This is a genomic window from Pseudogemmobacter bohemicus, assembly GCF_003290025.1.
GTDB classification, from domain to species: Bacteria; Pseudomonadota; Alphaproteobacteria; order Rhodobacterales; family Rhodobacteraceae; genus Pseudogemmobacter; species Pseudogemmobacter bohemicus.
The window spans coordinates 507,433-530,087 of sequence record NZ_QNHG01000004.1 but is presented as its reverse complement, the minus strand read 5'-3'; the positions used below and the strand labels follow the sequence as shown (position 1 = coordinate 530,087).

The following is a 22,655-nucleotide window of genomic DNA, read 5'->3' as shown; positions in this document are numbered from 1 at the left end:
TGTCTCCGCTGCCGCATGGGACATCAACCCGCCAGGTGAGCAGAGGTGCGCAACCATGCCCGACACACCCGAGACCGACAGACCCGAACCCGCCAGCCTCAGCTGGCTTGACGATGCGATACCTGTCGCCACCCGCTTTGACGACCCCTATTTCAGCCTGAAAGGCGGGCTGGAGGAGACGCGCCATGTCTTCCTGCGCGGCAATGACCTGCCTGCGCGGCTGCAGGACGGGTTCCGGATTGCCGAGCTGGGTTTTGGCACCGGGCTGAACCTTCTGACCCTCGCGCTGGCCTGGCAGGGCGAGGGGAGCCTGCATTACACCACATTCGAGGCCTTCCCGATGCAGCCCGCCGATATGGCGCGGGCGCTGGCGCATTTCCCCGAGGCTGATGCGATCTCTGCCCCGCTTCTGGCGGCCATCCGCGCGGGCGAGACCCGGTTCCCCCTGGCCGGCATCACGGTCGAGATCATCCATGGCGATGTGCGCGACACTTTGCCGGCCTGGGAAGGGCGGGCGGATGCCTGGTTTCTCGACGGGTTCTCGCCGGCGAAAAACCCCGAAATGTGGGGCGAGACACTGATGGCAGAGGTCGCCCATCACACCGCGAAGGGCGGCACATTCGCCACTTACACCGCAGCCGGCCATGTGCGCCGTGCGCTGGCCGGGGCAGGGTTCGAGGTCAGCCGCCTGCCCGGTTTCGCGGGCAAGCGGCATATGTCTGCGGGTGTGTTGCGCTGATCAGCGCAGGACCATCCCCTCGGGCCAGCTGAGCGTATAGCCCAGCGAGATTTCCTCTTTCCCGCCGGCCGCCAGCTCGAATTCCCAGCCGATAATGCCGCGCTGGCCGTCGATATCGGTCAGGCTCGGCGCGGGCGTGATCGCGGTCTTAACCGTCAGATCCTGCTGTTCGGAATAGGGAATCTGGTCGATCACCCGCAAAGGCCAGCTATCCGTGCCGCGATTCTCGACGCGCAGGATCGCGGTTTCGTTCAACTGGTTCGAAGTGGTGAAGACCCCGCTTTGCCCCTGATCGCGCTGCGGCATATCGCGGCTCAGCACGATGGAATCCAGCGCGCCAAAGGCGATTTCGGCCTCGGTCCCGGCGGCGATCAGCCCCAGTTGCGTGCCGCCGACCAACACGCCTTCGCGGTACAAAAGCGCCTCGCCGGGCAGCAGGGGCTCGCCGGTCGTATTGGTGAATTCCGCCATCACAAAGGCGCTGCGGTCACGCGACGGCACCGCGACGGCGATGATCTCGGGTTCGGCCTGCAACTGGTCAAGGCCAAGGCGCAGGTCTTCCACCCCATCCGCCACATCGACCTTGCGCGGATAGTGATAGACCACGGTATCGCCCTCGACGGTCATATTGGCATTGATCGGCGCCGCTTCGGCCACGGTGGTGGGGGAGGGCAGCATATCCATTTCCGCCGCTGTGCCGCTGCCCCTTGCCATATCCACTGCCGGCGGCTGCTCCTTTTCGATCCAGCGCTGCCAGGGCCAGAGCACCGAGGGCGCCGCCTGTTCAGACGGGCGCGAGGACGAGAGGGTCAGTGCGACCCCGCTCCAGTCCTCGCCGCTGAACTGGCTGACCAGAACTGAGCGGTCGATGGTCAGGGCGGCGCCATCCTTGCGGCTCAGATACAGATCGTAAACCGGTCGCCAGCCGGCCTGGTCGATATAATGGGTGACGGTGATCGTCTTCGGCCCGGCGGCTTCCGTTTCGAAACTGACCGCGAGGGTGGTGTAATCCTGATCGCGGGAGGGGAGCGCGGCCAGCGCGGCCTGGGCCTCGGCGAGGGCTTTTTGCGCCTCTTCCAGCGCCTTTTGCACGGGCCAGAGAGCGGCGCGGGCGGCGGCGGCCTCTTCGGCGGCGGCAAGCGTCTCATCGCCGATCACCTTCGCGATTTCGCGCAGCGTTTCGGCGGTGGCGCCTTCGGGCGGCTGGCCGCTGATCGAGGCGAGATAACCCGCCCGCGCATTGGCGGCCTGGACCCGGGCATTGCCCGTCTCGACCGCGGCTACGGCTGCGCGCATAGCAGACTCGGCCGCCTCGACATTGGCCTTTGCCGCTTGCTGTTCGGGCGTCAGATCGTCGGAGCGCGGCGGCAGCCGGTCTTCGCGCAGCGAGAAAGCGCCGGTGCTGATCCCATCCGCCCCCGCCAGTTGCAACAGCCCGGCCTGGGTGCCGGCCGGCAGATCGGCGATCAGCAATTCATGCGCGCCGGCCGAGGGGCTGTCGAAACGCACCTCGCGGGTGACTTTTGCGCCCTGGGGATAGACGGTGACCGAGGTGATCTGGCTGGTCGCCGTGATCGTATCGGCAAAGGCGGGCAGGCCCAGCGAGGGCAGGGCGGTGGTGGCCAGAAGGGCCGCAAGAAGGGCACGCATGGAACTGCTCCGGAAAGGATGAACTCTGGCCGAAGCTAATGCGGTGCCCCGGGTGGCGGCAAGAATGGAAAACCCGGCCCAGGGATTGGCGGGCGGGCTGCGTCGGCAGACCGGCCAGGGGTGTTCAGGCCGGAAAACCCCGGCAAAGTGCCAGCACCAGATCCGACATTTCCGCATCCAGCTTTGCCCGTGGCACGGCAATGAACCGGTCCTGGAGCGCCAGCTGCACCGCGCCCTGCACCGCGCCGAAAAAGGTGCGCACCCGGATCATCAGTGCCGCCTCTCCAAGCGCGGGGAAGACCTGCGACAGGGGCGCGGCGATCAGCGCCATCAATGCCTCCTGTTCCGCGCGCATCCAGTCGGGCAGCGGTTTTTCCGGCGCCAGCTGGAATTCGAACAGCGCCGCCCAGTGTTTCGGATGATCCGAGGCAAAGGCGATATAGGCCCGGGTCTGCGCCTGCAACCGCGCCACCGGCCCCTCTCCGGCGCCGACCGGCTCAAGCGCCTGGCGCAGCCGGGTGAGGGTGCGCGCATTGACCCGCAAAACCAGCTCATCCAGGTCGCCAAAGACGGTGTATAGCGCGCCAAGCGCACAGCCGGCCTCGGCGGTGATCTCGCGCGCCTTCAGGTGCAACAGCCCCTTTGCGCCGATCTGGCCGGAGGTCACCTCGATCAGCCGCTCGCGCAGCTCTGCCTTGCGGGTCTCACGGCTCTCTGTCAAATCGCGCCCCGTTTTTTCTGTGAACGTTGTTCATTTTATTCTTGAACAACGTTCATGCCCGTGCTTATCTGTGTTCTTGAACAACGTTCATATCACGGAGAGACAGATGTTCAAGACCCTGATTACCCTGAGCCGGAGCCGCAGCCATGATCTGACCCAGGGCGTCAGGGATGCGAATGCGCTTTCCATCCTGCGCCAGCAGATCCGCGACAGCGCGGCGGGTGTGCAATCGGCACGGCGCTCGCTGGCGCTGGTGATGGCGCATGCCGCCCGTGAAAGGCAGACCCTGCAGCGGATCGACAGCCAGATTTCCGATCTGGAAACCCGCTGCCTTGGCGCGCTGGCGATTGACCGCGAGGACCTGGCAGGCGAGGGCGCCGCCGCCATCGCCCGGCTCGAATCCGAGCGCCGCGCGACGCAGGCCGCGCGCGACTCTTACCAGGCCGAGATCGCCACCTTGCAAAACCACCTGGCCGAGGCCGAGCGCCGCTTGCGTGAGCTGGATCGCGGCAGCCATATCGCGGCGGCGGTGGCGAAAAGCCAGAGCCTGCGCGGCGTGATGACTACCGGTGTGACCTCTTCGCTGAACGATGCCGAGGCGACGCTGGCGCGGCTTCAGGAACGCCAGCAGGTGGCCGAGTTCAGCGAGACCTCGCTTTCCGCCCTGACCAGCTGCCAGAGCGCCGAGGCCGTCAGCGCCCGCATGGCCGCCGCCGGCTGCGGCCCGGCGCTGGAAACCGATGCGGCGGCGGTGCTGGCCCGTCTGAGATCGCGCCAGCACTGACCTGAAATTTCCCTGTAACCCCTATTCAACAGAGAGTATTCGCCATGACCGACCAACCGATCCGCACCTCGCAAGCCTTCAACATGTTCAGCTATGTCAATTTCGTGGTGGCATCCGCGATGATGGCCGGCGGCATCTACTTCATGGAGGCCAGTTTCGCCGCCAAGGGCTTTTACGCCATGGCCGCGCTGATGCTGGTCAGCTCCACCGTCGGCGTGACCAAGGCGCTGCGCGACAAGGAAGAATCCGAGCGCGTCTATAACAAGCTGGAAGAAGCCCGGACCGAGCGCCTGCTGGCCGAAGTCTCAGGCGGCGTGCGCGCCTGACCGAATGCCGGAATGAAAGCGGCGCGGCAGAGGGATCTGCCGCGCCGTTTCCGTTTTCGTTTCAGGCAGTTGGGGTCAGCCCTTTTTCAGCACCCGGTTGCCCAGCGTCTCGGCGATCTGCACCGCGTTGAGCGCCGCGCCCTTACGCAGGTTGTCCGAGACACACCACAGCGTGATGCCATTATCGACGGTCGGGTCCTGACGCACGCGGCTGATATAGGTCGCATATTCGCCGACCGATTCAATCGGGGTGACATAGCCGCCTGGCTCGCGCTTATCGACCAGCATGATGCCGGGGGCCTCGCGCAGGATGTCCTGGGCCTCCTGCCAGTCGAGCGGCTCCTCGAATTCGATATTGATCGCTTCCGAATGGCCGACAAAGACCGGCACCCGCACGCAGGTGGCGTTCAGCTTGATTTTCGGATCGAGGATCTTCTTGGTCTCGGCGACCATCTTCCACTCTTCCTTGGTAGAGCCGTCATCGAGGAAGACGTCGATATGCGGGATCACGTTGAAGGCGATCTGCTTCGAGAATTTCCTGGGCGGCACTTCATGGACCGGGTTGTAGACCGCCTTGGTCTGCTCCCACAGCTCATCCATGCCCTCTTTGCCGGCGCCCGAGACCGACTGATAGGTCGAGACGATCACGCGCTTGATTTTCGCGCGGTCATGCAGGGGCTTGAGTGCGACAACCATCTGCGCGGTCGAGCAATTCGGGTTCGCGATGATGTTCTTCTTCGCATAACCCATGATGGCGTCGGCATTCACTTCCGGCACGATCAGCGGGATATCGGGATCGTAGCGATACAAGGACGAGTTGTCGATCACCACGCAGCCCGCCGCCGCCGCTTTCGGGGCGTAGGTTTTGGTGGCCTCGGAGCCGACGGCAAACAGCGCCATATCCCAGCCGGTGAAATCGAAAGTGTCGAGATCCTTGGTCTTCAGGGTCTTGTCGCCAAAGCTGACTTCAGTGCCCAGCGATTTCCGGGATGCCAGAACGGCAATCTCATCAACCGGGAACTCGCGTTCAGCGAGGATGTTCAGCATTTCGCGGCCCACGTTGCCCGTGGCACCCGCGACGACGACCTTATAGCCCATCGGGGTTCTCCTGTTACCCAGCCCTGATCATCGCTCAGGGAAAGCCTGTCCCCGGATCATCCGGGGACGCAGCCCCTTATCTGATCGCGGCCTGGTGGTAAAGCGCGTTTGGAGAAGGACATAGCCCTGCTGACAGAGCCCGCCGCCTGTGTTTTGCCGTGGAAGCCTCCGGCGGGGATATTTAAGGGACAGATGAAATGCCTGATTTCTTTTATCAGTCTCCAGGGTCAGGAGCCACGGATTGCACTTGTCTGACCTGTTTCAGCGGGTCTGATGAGACCCTGCTGATAAGCATCCTGCTCTGGCTGACGGATGGAGGAGGGTCAGAAAACAGTCCGGGGGCTCTTTTCCCGATGACCCGGATGACGCGGCTCTCTCCCTGCTTTCCCACGATCCATGGCAAGCCTCGAGTCGCTGATCACCCGTGCTGATCGGAATAATCATTAGCAATAACAATATTATGATGTGGGCGGATGCCCCGAGGGAGCAGGCCCCTTAAAGACCCCCTGCAGCCGCTGGAGGCTGTGGAGTATCACAGGCAAAGCACCATTGGCTCGAACCTGCCTGGGATGGGAAGGGTGTCCGCCCGGATGATGTGGGGGCTCGCGTCCGAGGCGAGCCCGAAACGGCGATGACCGCTGTGAGCAGGCGAAGGCCATGGGTTCGGATGCGCCTGCGCCTGGACCTCAGAGCGCATCGCAGGGCCTCGGGGCTGCATTCAAAAGGGGGGGGCGAAGACCAGCGGGCGTGATCGGCCGAACCAGAGGGGGGCCTCGTTACCAGACAACACGCCGTCTCGGATGCCGATAACCGCCCGATCCGCCTTTTCAGGACGGCAGGAGAGGCGCAGTGACGACGCGGGTGACGCGGCCGCCCCGGCAGTTTACCGAAGGCGGAATGGCTGCCCGGCGCCTGGGGGCTATGATGCTGGCCGACTCAGAGATGCCCTGAAAAGGGGTTTAAGGCCCTGTATTTCTGGCCGTAAATCACATGGAAACCCCATCAGGCAAGACAGGCGCCCCAACAAACGCCGCAACCGCATCGGGATCATGTCCGGCAGGCGCGACGAGTGGCCAGGCGTCGGGAAAGCACAATCTCAGGGCATCTGATACCCTCGGATCATTTGCCGATCCTCCTCATACGGTGCAACCCGCTACGACAGATGCCCCAGGGGCTTTCTGTCCGCCAGAGCGCGCGCCGCAACCGTCCTCTTCCGGCCATGAGCCGGGAACGAGACCTGGCCCTAATTGTCCCGGGGGAGCGCGGCGCAGCCGCGAGGGGGCTTACCCCTCCGCCGGGCCGGGGCAAAGCGCCGGGCTCAGGCGGTTTGCGGCAGCGATTGCCGCTCGCGGATCGGCAGATGCACCAGGGCGGAAAACGCGCCGACGCCGACACCGATCCACCAGACCAGCGTGTAATCGCCGTGCAGGTCATACATCCTGCCGCCCAGCCAGACACCGAGGAAGCCTCCGATCTGATGCGACAGGAAGACAAAGCCGTAAAGCGTGCCCATGTAGCGCAGCCCCCAGATATGCGCGACAAGGCCCGAGGTGAGCGGCACCGTGGCCAGCCACAAGGACCCCATCACCGCCGAGAAGACCAGCACCGAGGTCGGCGTGATGGGCAGCATGATGAAGGCCGCCGCCGCGATGGTGCGCAGCACATAGATGCCCGCCAGCAGGTATTTCTTCGTATAGCGCTTACCCAGCCAGCCGGCAAAGATCGTGCCAATGATGTTGAAGAACCCGATCACCGCAATCGACACCGCGCCAAGTGCCGATGTCGTGGTGATTCCGATCATCGAGAGCATCCCCGAAGGGTCGATCGGCCCGCAAAGCTCGGTTACGAAAGCCGGGAAATGCGCGGTGATGAAGGCCAGCTGATAGCCGCAGGAGAAGAAGCCAAGGAATATCAGCGTGTAAGAGGGGTCGCGGAAGGCGCGGTTCAGCACCTGGCCGAGGCTCTCCTCCAGCTCGGCTTTCGAGGCCACATGCTCTGACCGGATGAAGGGCAGCGCGAAAAGCGTCAACAGAATCACCACGGCAAAGATCACGAAGACCCATTGCCACGAGTAATATAGCATCAGGAACTCGGCCGCGGGTGCCCCGAAGACCTGGCCCGCCGACCCCGCCGCCGTGCCGATCCCCAAAGCCATCGAGCGGTGCTCTGGCGCCGCCGCCCGGCCGACAATCGCAAGGATCACCCCGAACCCGGTGCCGGCAATCCCGAAGCCGACGATTACCGCCAGCATCTGATGTTGCCAGGGCTGGGTGGACATCGCCGTCAGCACAAGGCCAAGCGCATAAAGAAGGGCGCCCCCGATGATCGCCCTGCGGTCGCCGAATTTCTCGGCCAGGGCGCCGAACAGCGGCTGCCCGATCCCCCAGGCAAGATTCTGGATCGCGATGGCGAGGCTGAATTCGCTGCGGGCCCAGAGGAATTCCTCGGCCACCGGGATCTGGAACACGCCGAAAGAGGCTCGGATCGCGAAACCGATCATCAGGATGAAGGAACCGGCAATCAGAACCGGAGTCATCAGCGGTGCCCGGGTCGTGCTTTGGGGGGCGGAATTCTGTTGCATGGGTGTTTCCTGTGCGCTTGGCGGCACCCTGCGCCCGGGGTCTGGTGGCGTCAAATGCTGAATTGTGATGCATACAAGCGGGCTCTGACCGCGCCTGCCGCTGGCAGGGCAGGGGGCTGCGCGGCCAGCCCCTTGCCCCCGGCGCAAATCCAGGCGCGAATATGAGCGCGAACGGGAGGCAGGCATGGATCCGGGCGCGATGCCGACCTGGCGCAACTGGCGACAGCTGGGATCGCCGGTATGATTTGTGTGGAGGTGCTGGTGGCGGGGCCTGGTGGCGGTGGTGATCCTGGCGCTTGCGGCGCAAGAGGGGCTGCGGGAGGCGCTGGCCTTTTTGCTTGCCGCTCTGGCGGACGGGCTGTTGCGGACCGTGATGGCCTTGCTGCCGCTGGCGGGGATCTCGCGGCTGGCGCCGGGGCTCCTCGATCTTCTGGCCGGGCGCTGGCTCTGTCGGCCTGGGGGGCTGGTGCTGCGCTTTGCGGGCGCGGTGCCGCTGCCGGCGCCTCGCCGGCTTTGGCGGGCGGGGTTATCGTCCGGCGCCCCGGACCCCAGAGCATCACCCTTCGCGCTGGCCCCGCTGTCGGGGGGGCGCGGGAGCGGGGTCATGCGGGCGGGCGCTTTGCCTGTGACCTGCACCGCCGGGTTCCTCCTGGCCGCTCTGATCCCCGTCTTCCGGACCGTGACCGCGCCCGTCCGCCGGTTCTGTCGCCCCTATATCCGCGCGGTGATGCGGGGCATGGGGGGCGCGTCACCTTCGGGCTGAAACGCTGCGGGATGCTGTGATATCAATGAATGGGACATCAATCAGGGGGCGCGCGTGACGGCAAAGGCAGGAGACTGGTGGAAAGGTGCGGTGACTTATCAGGTCTATCCGCGCAGTTTCCAGGACTCAAACGATGACGGCATCGGGGATCTGCCCGGTATCACTTCGCGGCTCCCCTATCTGGCCGGGCTGGGGGTGGATGCGGTCTGGCTTTCGCCGGTGTTCAAAAGCCCGATGAAAGACATGGGTTACGACGTGTCGGACTATGTCGATATCGACCCGGTTTTCGGTACGCTTGCCGATTTCGACACACTGATCGCCACGGCGCATGGGCTGGGGCTGAAGGTGATCATCGACCAGGTGATCAGCCACTCCTCTGACCAGCATCCGTTCTTTTCCGAAAGCCGCGCCTCGCGCGACAATCCGCGGGCAGACTGGTATGTCTGGGTCGATCCGTCCCATGACGGTACGCCGCCGACCAACTGGCTTTCGGTCTTTGGCGGCCCGGGCTGGACCTGGGATGGCCGCCGCCGCCAGTTCTACATGCACAATTTCTTAAGCTCGCAGCCCGATTTCAACTACCACAACCCCGAGGTCCAGGACTGGGCGCTTGCCACCCTGCGCTTCTGGCTGGATCGCGGCGTTGATGGCTTCCGGTTTGATACCGTAAACTACTATTTCCACGACCGGAAACTGCGCAACAATCCGGCTGACTGGCGCGACCCCGAGGAACCGCCCGACAATCCCTATGACATGCAGGACCATATGTTCGACAAGAACCGGCCGGAGAACCTGGCCTGGCTCACGCGCGTGCGGGCGCTGCTGGACGACTATGGGGCCGCAAGCGTTGGCGAGGTCGGCGATACCCATCACGCGATCCGGCTGATGGGCGAGTATACCGCGCCGGGCCGGTTGCATCAGTGCTACAGTTTCGAGATGTTCGGGCGCAAATTCACCCCCGGCTTTTTCCGCGACCGGATCGAGGGCTTCTTCAACGGCGCGCCGCAGGGCTGGCCGATGTGGGCTTTCGCCAATCACGACGTGCCGCGCCAGGTGACGCGCTGGCTGCCTTATGCGGTCGATCAGGACAGTCTCGCGAAACTCTGCGGCGCGCTGCTTTTGTCCTTTGAAGGCTCGATCTGCCTGTGGGAGGGCGAGGAACTTGGCCAGACCGATACGAGCCTCGCCTTTGAGGAACTGACCGATCCCCAGGGCATCGCCTTCTGGCCGGCGCCGGTCGGGCGCGACAATACCCGCACGCCGATGGTCTGGGATGGCAGCGCGAATGGCGGCTTTACCACCGGCACGCCCTGGCTGCCGGTCAAGCCGCCGCAGCTGGCGCGCAATGTCGCCTCGCAAGAGGGCGCCCAGGGGTCCGTGCTGGAAAGCTACCGCGCCATGCTGGCCTTCCGTCGGGCCGAGGCGGGGCTGCGCCAGGGCAAGACAGAATTCCTGCCCGCGCCCGATCCGGTGCTGGCCTTCCTGCGCGGTGATCTTCTGTGCCTCTTCAACCTCGGCAAGGAACCGGTCAGCCTGCGCTTTGACGGCGAAGGCCGCCAGACCGGCCCGGCCCAGGGCTTTGGCCTGTCAGAGGCCAGCCTGCGGCTTGACGGCAATGGCTATGGGTTCCTGCGGATCACCGGGGGCAGGCCGTCCTCAGGCTAAAGCGGCGCCACCGTCTTCAGCCCTGCAAGCAGCGCGGCGCCGGGTGTCAGTGGGTGCAGGCTCAGCCCCTGCGCCGCCAGCACGGAACCGGCGCCATCCGCCTCGTCCGCGATCAGCAGCACCGGCTGGCCAAGCCACCAGGCTTTGGCCGAGGCCAGCTCTGCCCCAAGCAGCCATCCCGCCACCAGATCGGCCTCACCCGCATGGTCCATCGCCGCCAGCCGCCTTTGCGCCGACAGCGATGCAAGCAAAGCGCTCAGCCGCTCGGGACGCGACAGCGTTTCCGAAGCGGCCTCCGCCACCCGCGCGGCATTGCTGACCGCACCCGGCGCCAGCCCGGCCCGCAGCGCCGGCGTGACACTGCCCAGAATGCTCACCACCTCACCGGCGCTGACCTGCGCCCAGAGCGCCCGCCCGGCCTGACGAACCAGAATTGTGCCGTCGAATTTCGGAGCAATCGCCATGGCGCCGGCGAGGATCAGCTCTTCACCGCCGCTCAGCATCAGAGGGCTGGTCTGCGAGAATCGCGGCAGGATGCGCCAGGCGCCATCTGCCGCAATACCCGCAAGGGTTCTGATCGGATCGCAGGGCAGGGCGGCCAGCGGCGCCTCTTCATGGCCCAGAACCAGCCCGATCCGCGCGCCCCCCTCAAGCAGGCCGCTCGCCAGATCGGGATCGGCGCCCTCGTGAAAGGCGGTCTCCCCCGAGGCCGAAACGGTGGTGAACGCCCAGCCCGCATCCAAAGGCGCCGCAATGACCCAACCCGTTCTCACCGATGCGCTCCTTTCGCGACTGCCGCACAGATTGCCGTCGGCAGAATCAGGCCCGCCCGGTCAGTTTCTGCTCTAAAGTCAAAGAGGCAAGGTGGCCATGCCGGCCTGCCGTACAGGGTGCCATCCATTTCACGGCAACAGCCCCGATGCGCGACGCGGCGGAGAGCATGGTCCGATGCCTGCCGCGGGTCTTGCCGGAAAGGCTGCGGTTCGAAAGGGGCAGATCCCCGAATATCCCCCTGCTTCGTGGACGCCTTCAAATGCGATGCAGTCGCACAGGTCACCGGGCGGGGTTATCCTGTGGGCGCGATTTCATAACGGCTCGGGGTTCCGACACAGCCGCCGCCGCGCCTCGCAGGTTCTCCGAACCCATGGCGCTCACCTGCCCGATCCTCACGCTGCTCAGGCACGAGCGGGTCTGGCACGAACGGATCTGGCGCAGACCCTGCCGGACCCGCGAAAAAGCAAGGCAAGACGTATTTGATGACAGCGGGATGTTGTGCAACCCCAGGCGCAGGCATGCGAGAACCCCAGGCGCAGGGATGCGAGGAACGGGATGCCGTCGCACGCCGGCTTCAAACGCCAGCACAGGATAAGACGCGAAGGGGGCAGAGAAACGCGGGCCTGCTCACATGGCGCCGTCCAGACCTCCTCCCCTCAGGACCTCCGGTCGCGCGGGGGGGCGGGCGGCCTGACAGGCACTTCCGGCAGATGGATTCCAAGGCCGCTCTCTGCCTGGCGAGCGCTCATTCCCCGCCCAATTTTCTGCCGTTGCACCATGCCGTGCCGCTTTGGCCGTCACAGCTCCGGCCGGCCACTGCAAGACAAGCCCGCCCCTTTCATCTGTCCCCAAATATCCCGGGGGAGTCCCGGAACGGGACGGGGGCAGCGCCCCCATGCCCGGTCGCGTCCCTCACACCGTATGCAGATAGAGATCGAAATCGACCTCGGAGACGGTCCGCATCACCCGGCCATATTCTGCCGCCTTGATCGCGGTAAAGGTGCGGTGCATCTCTTCCCCGAGCGCCTCTTTCAGGAAATCCGAGCGTTTCGCGGCATCAATCGCAGATTTCCAGTCCGAGGGGATCGCACTCCCGCCCTCATCCTCATAGCCATTGCCGGTGGTTTCCGGGCCCGGGTCGATGCGGTTTTGCATTCCGTGGCGGATCCCCGCCAGCACGGTGGCGCCGACCAGATAGGGGCTGGCATCGACGCCCGAGGGCCGGTGCTCGATCCGCCGCGCCCGGATGTCACCTGCCGGGATCCTGAGCGCGACCGAACGGTTGTTCACCCCCCAGGTCGGCGAGACCGGCGCATAGGATTGCGAGGCGAAGCGGCGCCAGGAATTTGCATGGGGCGCGAAGACCAGCATCGATTCCGCCATGGTCTCTTTCAGCCCGCCAAGCGCGTGCAGGATCGCCTCATTCCACTGGCCCTCGACCTCTTCGCGGAAGATGTTCTTGCCCACCGTGTCCTGCATCGAGACGTGGAAATGCATCCCCGATCCGGCGTAATTCTCATTCGGCTTGGCCATGAAACACGCCGTCACGCCATGCGCTCGGGCCTGAGCGCGCACGATCCGCTTCAGCCGCACCACATCATCGGCGGCCTGCAGCACATTCTCGCGGTAATGCAGCGTCAGCTCATATTGCCCCGGTGCATATTCCGAGATCATGGTTTCGGCATTGATCCCTGCCGCCTTCGCACCTGCATAAATATCGGAAAACAAAGGCAGCATGCCGTGGAGGTGGTCGACCGAATAGACCTCGGTCTTCCGCGAAGCGCGACCGTCCAGCACATCGCGGGCGGGCTGCATCTTGCCATATTGGTCGCGCTCATTGTCGAGCAGGAAGAATTCCAGCTCGAAAGCGCCGGCCGGGAACAATCCATCCGCCGCGAAAGCCTCGACCTGGCGCGCCAGCGCATGGCGCGGGTCCGAGGTCATGGCCGCGCCGTCGAGCGTATACATCGACATGAAGACCTCTCCGCGCGGCGGATTGGTGCCATGCAGTGGCACCAGCGTGCCCGGAATCGGCCAGGCGCGCAGATCGCCATCGCCCTGATCCCAGATCAGCCCGGTCTCATGCACATCCTCGCCGCAGATATCGAGGCCAAGGATCGAGATCGGCAAATGGCGACCGGATTTATACAATCCCTCCAGCTCATGCCGGCGGATGATCTTGCCGCGCCCGATCCCGTTCGCATCATGCAGGATGATGTCGAAAGCCTCGATTTCGGGATGGGCGGCGAGGAAGGCCCCGGCCTCGGCCAGGGTCGATCCGGAAGGGCTGGTCTCGGTCATCTCAATGGTCTTTCACGGCAGGGAAAAGCTCGGCCAGCACGGCGGCGAAATGGGTGATCAGGCGGTCGATCTGCTTCTTCGTCGTCACCGGGCTGACCAGCATCATATTGTGGAAGGGCGCGATCAGGCTGCCCCGGTTCAAAAGCCCCAGATGCACCGCAGCCTCGACTTTATGGTGATGCGCCATGCCGGCCTCGGTGCCGTTCTTCAGCGGCTCGGGGGCGCAGATGAACTCCACCCGCGCGCCGACACGGGCGACATGCCAGGGGGCGCGCGCCTTGCGGATCGCTTTCGACAGGCCCTTTGCCAGCCGGGTCGCGCCCTTTTCCATACGTCCATAGGCTTTGGCAGTCATCACATCCGAAAGGTTCGCCACCAGGCAGGCAAATTGCATCGGATTGGCCGAAAGCGTCGTTCCCATGCCGGAATGACCGGGCGCACGTGCGGCATTCGCGCCCGCGTAGCGTTTCGCGATGCTGTCCGTCATGCCCCAGACCGCCATGGGCATCCCGCCCGCGACGCATTTGCCGACAATGAACATATCCGGTGACAGGCCATGCACTCCGGTATAGCCGCCAGGGCCCGAAGACAGCGTATGGGTCTCGTCGATCATCAAAAGCGCGTCAAACCGTGTCGCCAGCCGGCGCAGCCCGTCATGGAAACCGGGATCGGGCAGCACCATGCAGGAATTGGTCATCACCGGCTCGGTCAGGATGGCGGCGATATCGCCTTTCGCCAGCGCCGCCTCGACCGCCGCCAGATCATTGAACTCGACCGCGACGGCGCCAGTGGTCAGATCAGCAAATTGCCCCATCAGCCCCTGGCGGTTTTGCGTGACGCCATTGACCAGCTCGACCATGACATCATCGACCGTGCCATGGTAACAGCCGTTGAAGACAAGGATTTTCGGCCGCCCGGTCACCGCGCGGGCGATTTTGATCGCGAAACGGTTGGCATCGGTCGCGGTGGTGGCAATCTGCCATTGCATCTCGCCAAAGCGGTCCGACAAGAGCCGCCCCGCCTCGGCCACCGCCTCCGAAGGCAGCATATAGGTCAGCCCCCGCGCCGCCTGCTCACGGATCGCGCGCGCCACCGGGGCAGGGGAATGGCCGAACATCGAGCCGGTATCGCCCAGACAGAAATCGTCGATCTCATGCCCGTCAATATCGGTGATCCGCGCGCCCCGCGCTTTGGCGATCACCGCCAGATGCGGCATGGGCCAGTCGGTCATCCAATGCATCGGCACGCCGGAGAGGTAGTGCTTTGCCGCCTCAGCCATCCGGGCCCTGGATTTCGGATGTGCCTTCGCATAGACCTTCGCCTCGTGTGAGGCAAAGCGCTGCAAACGCCCGGTATCGACCCCGGCAATCTGTCCTGCATCGGCTTTGGTCTTTGGCATGCTGGCGCCCTCTGTGATCTGGTGCCGTTATCATGCATAATTTGATCAAAAAGCAAGAGCCCCGCGAGGCGTCAGGCCGGGGCATCCCCGAAATCACCCCCGAAATCACCTTCAAACCCTCGTGGCACCAGCAGGTTGTGGCGCCCCAGATCCGCCACGTCGCGCTCGCCGCACAAAGCCATGGTGATGTCCAGCTCGTCGCGGATCACCTCCAGCGCCCTTGTCACGCCCGCCTCACCCATGGCGCCCAGACCGTAAAGCCAGGGCCGCCCGATCATGCCGCCTTTGGCGCCCAGAGCCAGCGCCTTCAGCAGATCCTGCCCCGAGCGGATGCCGGAATCGAGCCAGACCTCACAGCGATCCCCCACCGCTTCGACGATCCGGGGCAGCATCCGGATGGTCGAAAGCGCGCCGTCCAGCTGCCGTCCGCCATGGTTCGAGACCACAATCGCATCGGCGCCGACATCCAGCGCCATCCGCGCATCATCGGTGTCGAGGATGCCTTTCAGCACGAATTTCCCCTGCCACTGGTCACGGATCCGGCGCACCATCGACCAGTCGAGACGCGGCTCGAACTGCTCCCATGTCCAGGCGTTGAGGCTGGCCAGATCGGTCACGCCCTTAACATGGCCCATGATGTTGCGGAAGGTGCGCCGCCTGGTGCGCAGCATGGCAAGGCACCAGGCGGGATGCGTCATCATGTTGAGCATATTCGGCAAGGTCAGACGCGGCGGTGCGGTAAGCCCGTTTTTCAGGTCCTTGTGCCGCTGCCCGATCACCTGGAGATCCAGCGTCACCACCAGCGCGGGGCAGCCCGCCGCCTTTGCCCGCCCGATGATGCGATCAACGAAATCCTCGTCCCGCATGACGTAAAGCTGGAACCAGAATGGCCCGACACCCGCCTCCACCAGGTCCTCGATCGAGCAGATCGACATGGTCGACAGCGTGAAGGGCACCCCAAAGCGCTGCGCCGCCCGCGCGCCCAGAATCTCGCCATCCGCCCATTGCATCCCCGCCGAGCCGGTGGGCGAGATCGCCAGCGGCATCGCCACGCTCTGCCCGATCATCCTGCCCGCGACACGGCGGTCCGAGAGGTCGCGGGCCACCCGCTGGCGCAGGCGGATCAGCCCGAAATCGGCGGAATTGTCGCGGAAGGTCTGCTCGGTATAGCTGCCGCTTTCGCAGTAATCCCAGAACATGCGCGGCACCCTCGCGCGATGCAGGCGCTTCAGATCCTCGATACAGGTGATGACCGTCATGCCTCGGCTCCTTTGCAATGCTCTGGGCTTACTGCGGCGCGCAACCCGCCTCAAGCGCGGCGCGGGCGATCAGGCCGGGGATATCCGGATGCAGCCCGAGCGCCGGCAGAATGCGGCCCGGAAAAGCGGCTTCGCGCAGCGCCTCGGGCAGGTCTTCCAGCACATGACCGCCCGCCATGGCGAAAAAGGGCAGGCAGACCGCGCCGGTGCCCCAGCCGGAAACATCGCGGAGAAAGGGCGCCTCTTCGATAAAGGCGCATTCCACCCGCACCGCGCCGCTTTCCGCCGCGATCCGCCCGGCCACTTTGCGCGCCACCTCGGCCGGCGCGGGCGACCGGCCCGAGCCATGCGCCGCCACCAGCACCTGCGCGGCGCCGCTTTCCGCCGCGATCCGGACCGCAAGGTCCTGCACCGTCTCCATCATGCCCATCGGCGCCAGCTGGCGCCAGCCTGTCAGCCCCGCAGCCTCCAGCCGTGACGGCACCGCCACGCGGGTAAACCAGCCCGCCGCCATGAAGACCGGGAAAACCATGCCCGGAGGCTCACCCGCCAGCCGCTCCAGCGCGCCGGGTTCCGCAAGGGTTGCCGCCAGAACCCGCCAGTCCGGCAGATGCGCGGCCACCAGCGACGCCAGACCCTCCAGCTCCGCTGCGGCCGGCAAAGGGTCCGAAGGCTGGCCATGCGCAAGGATCATCAGATTGCGCATCTTGCCCTCTTCCCCTTGATCCAAATACTCAAATCTGCCGCCAGCCAAAGGCGTCACCTTTCAGAAATGCGCCCGTATCGCCGCCGCGACCAGCCCCGCGATGATCGGTGCCGCCTCGGCCTCGTAATGGATGCCATCGACCGGCGAGACATCAATCTCGTCAGTCAGATCAATGAAAGGCAGCCCGTTGCGCGCGGCCACGGCGCCGATCTCCTGGCCCAGATGCCGCGATTTCGCAGCCCCTCCGGCAAAGATCTTCGCCAGCGGCCCGGTTTCGCGAATCGGCGGCGGCGCGATCAACAGCACCGCCGGGGCTCCCCCCATCGGCCCGCAGCCCGAGGCACGGATCACCCGCACCAGCCGCTCCAGAGACAGCGCGATATCACCGGCGTTGACCGAAAACCGCTCTTTCAGGTCATTGGTACCCAGCATCAGCAAAACGACATCAATCGGCCGGTGGCTTTCGAGGATCGAAGGCAGCACGGTCAGCCCGTTCCTGTGCGCGCCCTCGATCGGGTCATCATGCAGGGTCGTGCGGCCCGGATGGCCCTCGGGGATCACCTCCCAGCCGTCGAGTTCCGCCGCGAGCAGGCTGGTCCAGCGGTGGCGATGCGCAAAACGCCCCATAGCGCCCAGCTCATGCATCGGCATGGTGCCATGGGTGTTGGAATCACCGTAAAGCAGCAGGGTCTTTGTCATCCCCTCACCTCTTTATCTGCAGGATCGAATATCACCTTGCCATCTGCGGCGAGGACCGGAGCCTCCGGCAGCCGCGGCAGGATCTGCGCCACCGTGACCGAGGGGCGGCAGAGCTTCGTGCCTTTCCCGGTCACCACAAAGGGGCGCTGCACCAGGATCGGATGGGCGATCATCGCGGCGATGATCGCCGCATCGCCGATCCCGGGCGCGGTCAGGCCCAGCTCTTCCGCCGGGGTGCCTTTTAGCCGCAAAGCCTCACGCGGGGTGAGGCCGGCGGCGGTGAACAGGCGGGTGAGCCGCGCCTCATCCCAGCCGGTTTTCAGATATTCGACCACCTCGGGCACCTCACCGGCGGCGCGCAGGATCGCCAGCACATTGCGCGAGGTGCCACAGGCGGGGTTGTGGTAAATGACGGTCATGGGAGCATCTTTCACGGGATCACCTCGAAGCGGTCGACATCAATCATGCCGTGATCGGTGATTTTCAGATGCGGGATCACCGGCAGGGCGAGGAAGGCCAGCTGCAAAAACGGCTCTTCCAGCACGACGCCCAGGCTTTTCGCAGCCTTGCGCAGCACTACCAGATCGTCGCGCACCGTCTCGAACGGCTCAAGGCTCATCAGCCCGGCCAGCGGCAGCGCGAGTTCCGCCAGCACCCGCCCGCCCTCGACCACCACGAAACCGCCCTCGATTTCGGAAAGCCGGTTCGCCGCCAGCGCCATATCGGCGTAATCGGCGCCCACCACGGCAATATTGTGATGGTCATGGCAGACGGTCGAGGCAATGGCGCCGCGCTGCAGGCCAAAGCCTTTGACAAACCCGGTGGCGCGGTTGCCGTTCTTGCCATGGCGCTCGATCACCGCGATGCGGATCAGGTCGCGGGTGGTATCGGGGCGCTTGTCGCCATCTTCGGGCGCGATGTCATAAGTCAGGAATTCGGTGATGATTTTCCCCGGCAGGATGCCGATCACCGGCGTCTCGACCCGGTTCCCCGAACAGCGGAAATCCCCGGCCGCCACGCGCGGCGCTTTGACCGAATGCCGCGCCACCGGGGGGAGCGTCTCGCGCGCGGCGAAGGCGGCCCCGGTCAGCTCCACCCCGCCGGCAAAGACCTTTGCGACGCGGCAGCTTTCCAGGCTGTCGATCACCGCGATATCGGCGCGTTTTCCCGGCGCGATCAGCCCGCGATCTTTCAGCCCGAAAGCCTCGGCCGCCGACAGGGACGCCGCGCGGTAAACCGCCAGCGCCGGGCAGCCAAGCGCAATCGCGGTGCGGATCAGGTAATCCAGATGCCCCTGTTCCGCGATATCCAGCGGGTTGCGGTCATCGGTGCAAAAACACAGATAGGGCGAATGCCGTTCGGTCAGGATCTCTGCCAGCGCATGCAGATCCTTCGAGACCGAGCCCTCGCGGATCAGCACCCGCATCCCCTTCCTCAGCTTCTCCAGCGCCTCGGTGGCCGAGGTCGCCTCATGCTCGGTGCGGATGCCGGCGGCGATATAGCCGTTCAGGTCATCGCCGCGCAAAAGCGGCGCATGGCCGTCGATATGGCGCCCCTGAAAGGCGGCGAGCTTCGCCATGCAGCCCGGGTCTTTCATCAGAACACCGGGGAAATTCATAAATTCCGCAAGGCCAATGACGCGCGGATGATCCATCAGCGGGATCAGATCTGCCGCCTCCAGCCGCGCCCCGGCGGTCTCCATATGCGTGGACGGTACGCAGGAGGAAAGCTGCACCCTTATATCCATCAGCGTCCGCGAGGAGGCGCCGAGGAAATAGCGGATCCCCTCCAGCCCGCAGACGTTGGCGATCTCATGCGGGTCGCAGATCGCCGTCGTCACCCCATGCGGCCCGACACAGCGGTCGAATTCAAACGGCGTGACCAGCGAGCTTTCGATATGGAGATGGGTGTCGATGAACCCCGGCACCAGGATCTGGCCGGCAAGGTCGATCTCTCGCCTGCCCCGGAAGGTGCCAAAAGTGCCAACGATGGTATCGCCGCAGATCGCCACATCGGTCTCGACCAGGTCGCCGGTGATCAGGTCAAACACCCGCGCGCCTTTCAGAACCAGATCGGCGGGGGCAAGGCCGCGCCCCTGATCTATCCTGGCCGCAAGGCGGCTGATCGTTTCATCTGGCATGGCGGCACCTCCTGCCCGCACAGGAAAGCCCATCCCGCAGCCAAGGTCCAGAGCCGGCCGCGCCGGATGGGCTGCTTCGGGCAGGCTGCTTCGGGCGGGGCGCTTTGGGCTTGCCTCGCCGGGGTTGTCGCCCCCGGGGTCGCCTCGAAGGGTTGCTCTCCCGGGCTTGCCTCCCGGGGCGGGGCGTGGTCAGAACAGGATGTTGTAAAAGGAAACCCCATGCGCCCCTTGCGCGGTATCGCCTTCAAACTGGGATCAGTGCTGATTTTCATCCTGATGTCGGCGCTGGTGAAGACCACCTCCGACCGGGTGCCGGGCGGCGAGGCGGTGTTCTTCCGGTCGTTCTTTGCGATCCCGGTGATCGTGGCCTGGCTGGCGATGCGGGGCGAGTTGCGCACCGGCTTTTATACCGCGAACCCGATGGGCCATGTCTGGCGCGGCTTTGCCGGCACGATGGCGATGGGGCTGGGCTTTGCCGGCCTGGCCTATCTGCCATTCCCCGAAGTCACCGCCATCGGCTATGCGGCGCCATTGCTGACGGTCATCTTTGCCGCGATGTTCCTGGGCGAGAATGTCCGGCTTTTTCGCATCTCGATGGTGCTGACGGGGCTGGTCGGGGTGCTGATCGTGATCTGGCCGCGGCTGACCGTCCTGCGTGGCGATGTTCCGGGCGGAGGGACGGGGGCGGGCACTCATGCCGAGGCTTTTGGCGCAGTGATCGTGCTGACCGGTGCGGTTTTTGCGGCTTTGGCCCAGGTCTTCATCCGCAAGCTGGTGGCGACCGAAAAGACCGCCACCATCGTCTTCTGGTTCTCGGTCACCGCGACCTGCCTGTCTTTGTTCACCATCCCCTTCGGCTGGGTCTGGCCAACCCCCCGCGAGGCCGCCACGCTGACCCTGGCCGGGCTGATGGGGGGCGTCGGGCAGATCCTCCTGACCTCGGCTTACCGCGAGGCCGATGCCTCGCTGGTGGCGCCGTTCGATTATGCCTCGATGATCTTCGCGCTGGCGATCGGCTGGTTCGTATTTCAGGAAATGCCGACCTGGACCATGCTGACCGGGGCGGTGCTGATCATCCTGGCCGGGATTATGATCATCTGGCGCGAGCGCCGGCTGGGGCTGGAGCGTGCCCGCCAGCGCAAGGCGACGACGCCACAGGGCTGAACCGGCAGACCCCACCTGCAGAAATTTCGCTGGACAGGCCCGGGCCCGTCGCGGAAACAGCCGCAAGAGCCTGTTGTGACCAGTAACCGCCGGGAAGGGTGCCGGCTGACTGCCCCGAATTCGCTGACCCTTTCCGCCCGCGCTGGTGTTACGAGGCCCCATGTCACCCGCCCTGATCGCTCTTTTCCCCGGTTTTGCCGCGATCCTTGTCTGTCTGACGGATCTGCTGCTCCTGCGGCGTGGCCCGGGCAGAGGGAAGGGCAGGGACACAGGAAAGGACGGGGGCAGGGGCAAAGCGCTGGCATTCCGGGGCGTCACCGGCCTTGCCTTGCTGGCGCTGGCTCTGGCGCTCATCGTGACGCTGTCGAACCTGCCGCTGGCCCTCACCGGCGAGGCGATCCGGGCAAGGACCATCCTGCCGGGCGGGGTTGTGTTCGTGCTGCGGCTCGACACGCTGGCGCTGATCTTTCTGTTGCCGATGCTGCTGGCCGCGCTGGCGGCCGCGCTCTGCGCCGGCGGGTTCTTTGAGCGCGAAGCCACGGTCGTGCAGTTTCAGGGTCTGTTGCTGGCGGCGGTGGCGGCAGTGGCGCTGGTGATCCTGGCCGATCAGGTCTGGCTGGCGGCGCTGTCCTGGATGCTGGCGGCGCTGTTTGCCTTTCTGATGCTCTGGCGCTGTGGCGAACAGCCCGGAGGGATGGTGGCGGCGCTGCCGGGCCTGCTGGTTGCGCTGTTTGCGGGCGGCTTTCTCTTTACCGGCCTGTCGCATCTGGCCAGCCTTGCAGGCAGTTCCGGCATCACCCGGATCACCCATCGCGGCCAGGAAATCGCGGCCAGCGGCCAGCATCTGATGCCCGCTTTCCTGATCCTGGCCGGGGCGCTGGCCGGGGCGGGGCTGGTGCCGTTCCGCATCGGGCGCAGCCGCGCGATCTTTGCGCCGGCGCCTGTGGTGGCCTTTTTGCTGCCGGCGGGAAGCGGGCTGGCCGCTTTGTATCTGCTGGCGCGGCTGGCCCCCGCCACAGGCGGCGCGATCGGGGGCGGCGCCCCGGTCTGGGCCAGCACGCTGATGGCGATTTCGGTGCTGACGGTGCTGGTTGCGGGTCTCTCTGCCCTGGGGCGGCGCGGGATTGCCGGGATTGCCGAGGCGGTGCTGACGGTGCAGATGGCGCTGGCCTTCTGGCTGGCGGGGATGGGGCATACCGGGGCGATGGCCTTTCTGGTGATGGCCATGGTGCCGGCGGCGGCGGCGCTTTTCCTCTGTGCCGGGCTGATCCGGCGCGAGACCGGCAGCCTGCGCCTTGCGGTGCCGGGCGGGCTGATCAACCGGATGCCGCTGACCGCGCTGATCGCGGCGTTTGCGCTGATCGCGCTGGCCGGTATCGCGCCTTTCGCCGGCTGGCATGCGCTGACCACCAGCTTTGCGGCCTTTGGTGCGAATGGGCTTCCGGCGGCGGCCGATCTGTCAGTCCTCGCCGGAGTGGCGACGGTGCTGGCCGGCTATGCGCTGATCTTCGCCGCCCTGCTGCACAGCGCGGATCTGGCGCGGGCGGATGCGGTTTTCCCCGCCGCAGACAGCCATGCGGTGATCCAGGATCCCAGGCCGGGTCTCTTGCTGGCACCGGCTGCGCTGGTTCTGCTGGTGGCGCTGAGCGGGCTTTTCCCCACGCTGCCGGCCCGGCTGGCCGCCCATACCGGCTTTGCAGCCGGGGGCGAGTGGGCCGCCTTTGCCGGAGAGTTGCCGCAAACCCCGGCGCAAGCCCTGGGGCTCTGGCCGGCCTCGACGGATATCATTCCCTGGCTCTGGCTGGGCTCGGTCGGGCTGGGCTTTCTGATCCACGGGCTGCGCCGGCGCGCGCCAAGGCCCGCCAGCGAAGACTGATCAGATCGGG

The 22,655-nt window shown here is 65.5% G+C and carries 19 protein-coding genes and 1 pseudogene; 8 read left to right on the top strand and 12 right to left on the bottom strand.

The genetic code is table 11. From position 1 onward, the window contains the following. Nucleotides 1–55 precede the first annotated feature (55 nt). On the top strand, nt 56–739 hold the full coding sequence (gene mnmD / locus DRF71_RS21625) for a tRNA (5-methylaminomethyl-2-thiouridine)(34)-methyltransferase MnmD (protein WP_112312581.1): 684 nt from the start codon (nt 56–58) through the stop codon (nt 737–739). On the opposite strand, the gene DRF71_RS21620 is transcribed toward mnmD, so the two are convergent. Together DRF71_RS21620 and DRF71_RS21615 are read right to left on the bottom strand one after the other, a co-directional pair. Continuing rightward, complete coding sequence (locus DRF71_RS21620; RefSeq protein WP_157971236.1) at nt 740–2,389, bottom strand: DUF4139 domain-containing protein; 1,650 nt, start codon at nt 2,387–2,389, stop codon at nt 740–742. 124 nt (nt 2,390–2,513) lie between these two features. Beyond that, nucleotides 2,514–3,110, bottom strand: coding sequence for a TetR/AcrR family transcriptional regulator (locus DRF71_RS21615; protein ID WP_112312579.1), 597 nt, complete (start codon nt 3,108–3,110; stop codon nt 2,514–2,516). 106 nt (nt 3,111–3,216) lie between these two features. On the opposite strand from DRF71_RS21615, the gene DRF71_RS21610 reads away from it, so the two are divergent. Together DRF71_RS21610 and DRF71_RS21605 are read left to right on the top strand one after the other, a co-directional pair. Next, the gene (locus DRF71_RS21610) at nt 3,217–3,894 is read left to right on the top strand and encodes a PspA/IM30 family protein (protein ID WP_112312578.1); all 678 of its coding nucleotides are present in this window, start codon (nt 3,217–3,219) and stop codon (nt 3,892–3,894) included. 44 nt (nt 3,895–3,938) lie between these two features. Then, nucleotides 3,939–4,220, top strand: coding sequence for a YiaA/YiaB family inner membrane protein (locus DRF71_RS21605; protein ID WP_112312577.1), 282 nt, complete (start codon nt 3,939–3,941; stop codon nt 4,218–4,220). Nucleotides 4,221–4,295: 75 nt separating this feature from the next. Here DRF71_RS21605 and DRF71_RS21600 read toward each other — a convergent pair whose 3' ends face one another. Beyond that, on the bottom strand, nt 4,296–5,318 hold the full coding sequence (locus DRF71_RS21600; RefSeq protein ID WP_112312576.1) for an aspartate-semialdehyde dehydrogenase: 1,023 nt from the start codon (nt 5,316–5,318) through the stop codon (nt 4,296–4,298). 744 nt (nt 5,319–6,062) lie between these two features. On the opposite strand from DRF71_RS21600, the pseudogene DRF71_RS29540 reads away from it, so the two are divergent. Then, a pseudogene (locus tag DRF71_RS29540) lies at nt 6,063–6,165 on the top strand (IS5/IS1182 family transposase); the annotation flags it as partial. A 471-nt stretch (nt 6,166–6,636) separates the two neighbouring features. On the opposite strand, the gene DRF71_RS21590 reads toward DRF71_RS29540, so the two are convergent. Continuing rightward, on the bottom strand, nt 6,637–7,899 hold the full coding sequence (locus DRF71_RS21590; protein ID WP_112312575.1) for an MFS transporter: 1,263 nt from the start codon (nt 7,897–7,899) through the stop codon (nt 6,637–6,639). Between the two features lie 274 nt (nt 7,900–8,173). Between DRF71_RS21590 and DRF71_RS29110 the strand changes: the two genes are divergently transcribed. Together DRF71_RS29110 and DRF71_RS21580 are read left to right on the top strand one after the other, a co-directional pair. Next, nucleotides 8,174–8,662, top strand: coding sequence for a hypothetical protein (locus tag DRF71_RS29110; RefSeq protein WP_112312574.1), 489 nt, complete (start codon nt 8,174–8,176; stop codon nt 8,660–8,662). 54 nt (nt 8,663–8,716) lie between these two features. Further along, nucleotides 8,717–10,327 carry an alpha-amylase family glycosyl hydrolase gene (locus DRF71_RS21580; protein ID WP_112312573.1) on the top strand — a complete coding sequence of 537 codons (1,611 nt, stop codon included), beginning with the start codon at nt 8,717–8,719 and terminating at the stop codon, nt 10,325–10,327. Here DRF71_RS21580 and DRF71_RS21575 read toward each other — a convergent pair. The 8 genes from DRF71_RS21575 to ade form a co-directional block, all read right to left on the bottom strand. Beyond that, the gene (locus DRF71_RS21575) at nt 10,324–11,100 is read right to left on the bottom strand and encodes a 2-dehydro-3-deoxygalactonokinase (RefSeq protein ID WP_157971235.1); all 777 of its coding nucleotides are present in this window, start codon (nt 11,098–11,100) and stop codon (nt 10,324–10,326) included. The two genes, DRF71_RS21580 and DRF71_RS21575, sit on opposite strands and share 4 nt — an antisense overlap. Before the next feature lie 913 nt (nt 11,101–12,013). Further along, nucleotides 12,014–13,402: a glutamine synthetase family protein gene (locus DRF71_RS21570; protein ID WP_112312571.1), complete on the bottom strand. Its 1,389-nt coding sequence runs from the start codon at nt 13,400–13,402 to the stop codon at nt 12,014–12,016. Between the two features lies 1 nt (nt 13,403). Further along, the gene (locus DRF71_RS21565) at nt 13,404–14,801 is read right to left on the bottom strand and encodes an aspartate aminotransferase family protein (RefSeq protein ID WP_112312570.1); all 1,398 of its coding nucleotides are present in this window, start codon (nt 14,799–14,801) and stop codon (nt 13,404–13,406) included. A 71-nt stretch (nt 14,802–14,872) separates the two neighbouring features. After that, a complete protein-coding gene (locus DRF71_RS21560; RefSeq protein WP_112312569.1) occupies nt 14,873–16,060 on the bottom strand; it encodes an alpha-hydroxy acid oxidase in 1,188 nt (395 codons plus the stop codon). Nucleotides 16,061–16,088: 28 nt separating this feature from the next. Continuing rightward, entirely contained in the window at nt 16,089–16,766 is a 678-nt protein-coding gene (locus DRF71_RS21555) for a CbiX/SirB N-terminal domain-containing protein (protein WP_112312568.1), read from the bottom strand. A gap of 60 nt (nt 16,767–16,826) precedes the next feature. Next, entirely contained in the window at nt 16,827–17,465 is a 639-nt protein-coding gene (locus DRF71_RS21550) for a GDSL-type esterase/lipase family protein (protein ID WP_112312567.1), read from the bottom strand. Further along, nucleotides 17,462–17,884, bottom strand: a complete 423-nt coding sequence (arsC, locus tag DRF71_RS21545; protein WP_112312566.1) for an arsenate reductase (glutaredoxin) — start codon at nt 17,882–17,884, stop codon at nt 17,462–17,464. Before arsC ends, DRF71_RS21550 begins: the two co-directional genes overlap by 4 nt. A gap of 11 nt (nt 17,885–17,895) precedes the next feature. Beyond that, a complete protein-coding gene (gene ade, locus DRF71_RS21540; protein WP_408634562.1) occupies nt 17,896–19,605 on the bottom strand; it encodes an adenine deaminase in 1,710 nt (569 codons plus the stop codon). A gap of 219 nt (nt 19,606–19,824) precedes the next feature. On the opposite strand from ade, the gene DRF71_RS21535 reads away from it, so the two are divergent. Both DRF71_RS21535 and DRF71_RS21530 read left to right on the top strand, forming a co-directional pair. Further along, the gene (locus tag DRF71_RS21535; protein ID WP_112312565.1) at nt 19,825–20,769 is read left to right on the top strand and encodes a DMT family transporter; all 945 of its coding nucleotides are present in this window, start codon (nt 19,825–19,827) and stop codon (nt 20,767–20,769) included. A gap of 160 nt (nt 20,770–20,929) precedes the next feature. Beyond that, nucleotides 20,930–22,645: a proton-conducting transporter transmembrane domain-containing protein gene (locus DRF71_RS21530; protein ID WP_112312564.1), complete on the top strand. Its 1,716-nt coding sequence runs from the start codon at nt 20,930–20,932 to the stop codon at nt 22,643–22,645. The last annotated feature ends 10 nt before the right edge of the window (nt 22,646–22,655 follow it).

What these genes read in the sequence shown, in the direction of transcription:
- mnmD (WP_112312581.1), top strand. Translation starts at nt 56, where the DNA reads ATGCCCGACACACCCGAGACCGACAGACCCGAACCCGCCAGCCTCAGC.
- DRF71_RS21620 (WP_157971236.1), bottom strand. Translation starts at nt 2,389, where the DNA reads ATGCGTGCCCTTCTTGCGGCCCTTCTGGCCACCACCGCCCTGCCCTCG.
- DRF71_RS21610 (WP_112312578.1), top strand. Translation starts at nt 3,217, where the DNA reads ATGTTCAAGACCCTGATTACCCTGAGCCGGAGCCGCAGCCATGATCTG.
- DRF71_RS21605 (WP_112312577.1), top strand. Translation starts at nt 3,939, where the DNA reads ATGACCGACCAACCGATCCGCACCTCGCAAGCCTTCAACATGTTCAGC.
- DRF71_RS21600 (WP_112312576.1), bottom strand. Translation starts at nt 5,318, where the DNA reads ATGGGCTATAAGGTCGTCGTCGCGGGTGCCACGGGCAACGTGGGCCGC.
- DRF71_RS21590 (WP_112312575.1), bottom strand. Translation starts at nt 7,899, where the DNA reads ATGCAACAGAATTCCGCCCCCCAAAGCACGACCCGGGCACCGCTGATG.
- DRF71_RS21570 (WP_112312571.1), bottom strand. Translation starts at nt 13,402, where the DNA reads ATGACCGAGACCAGCCCTTCCGGATCGACCCTGGCCGAGGCCGGGGCC.
- DRF71_RS21565 (WP_112312570.1), bottom strand. Translation starts at nt 14,801, where the DNA reads ATGCCAAAGACCAAAGCCGATGCAGGACAGATTGCCGGGGTCGATACC.
- DRF71_RS21560 (WP_112312569.1), bottom strand. Translation starts at nt 16,060, where the DNA reads ATGACGGTCATCACCTGTATCGAGGATCTGAAGCGCCTGCATCGCGCG.
- DRF71_RS21555 (WP_112312568.1), bottom strand. Translation starts at nt 16,766, where the DNA reads ATGCGCAATCTGATGATCCTTGCGCATGGCCAGCCTTCGGACCCTTTG.
- DRF71_RS21550 (WP_112312567.1), bottom strand. Translation starts at nt 17,465, where the DNA reads ATGACAAAGACCCTGCTGCTTTACGGTGATTCCAACACCCATGGCACC.
- arsC (WP_112312566.1), bottom strand. Translation starts at nt 17,884, where the DNA reads ATGACCGTCATTTACCACAACCCCGCCTGTGGCACCTCGCGCAATGTG.
- ade (WP_408634562.1), bottom strand. Translation starts at nt 19,605, where the DNA reads ATGCCAGATGAAACGATCAGCCGCCTTGCGGCCAGGATAGATCAGGGG.
- DRF71_RS21535 (WP_112312565.1), top strand. Translation starts at nt 19,825, where the DNA reads ATGCGCCCCTTGCGCGGTATCGCCTTCAAACTGGGATCAGTGCTGATT.
- DRF71_RS21530 (WP_112312564.1), top strand. Translation starts at nt 20,930, where the DNA reads ATGTCACCCGCCCTGATCGCTCTTTTCCCCGGTTTTGCCGCGATCCTT.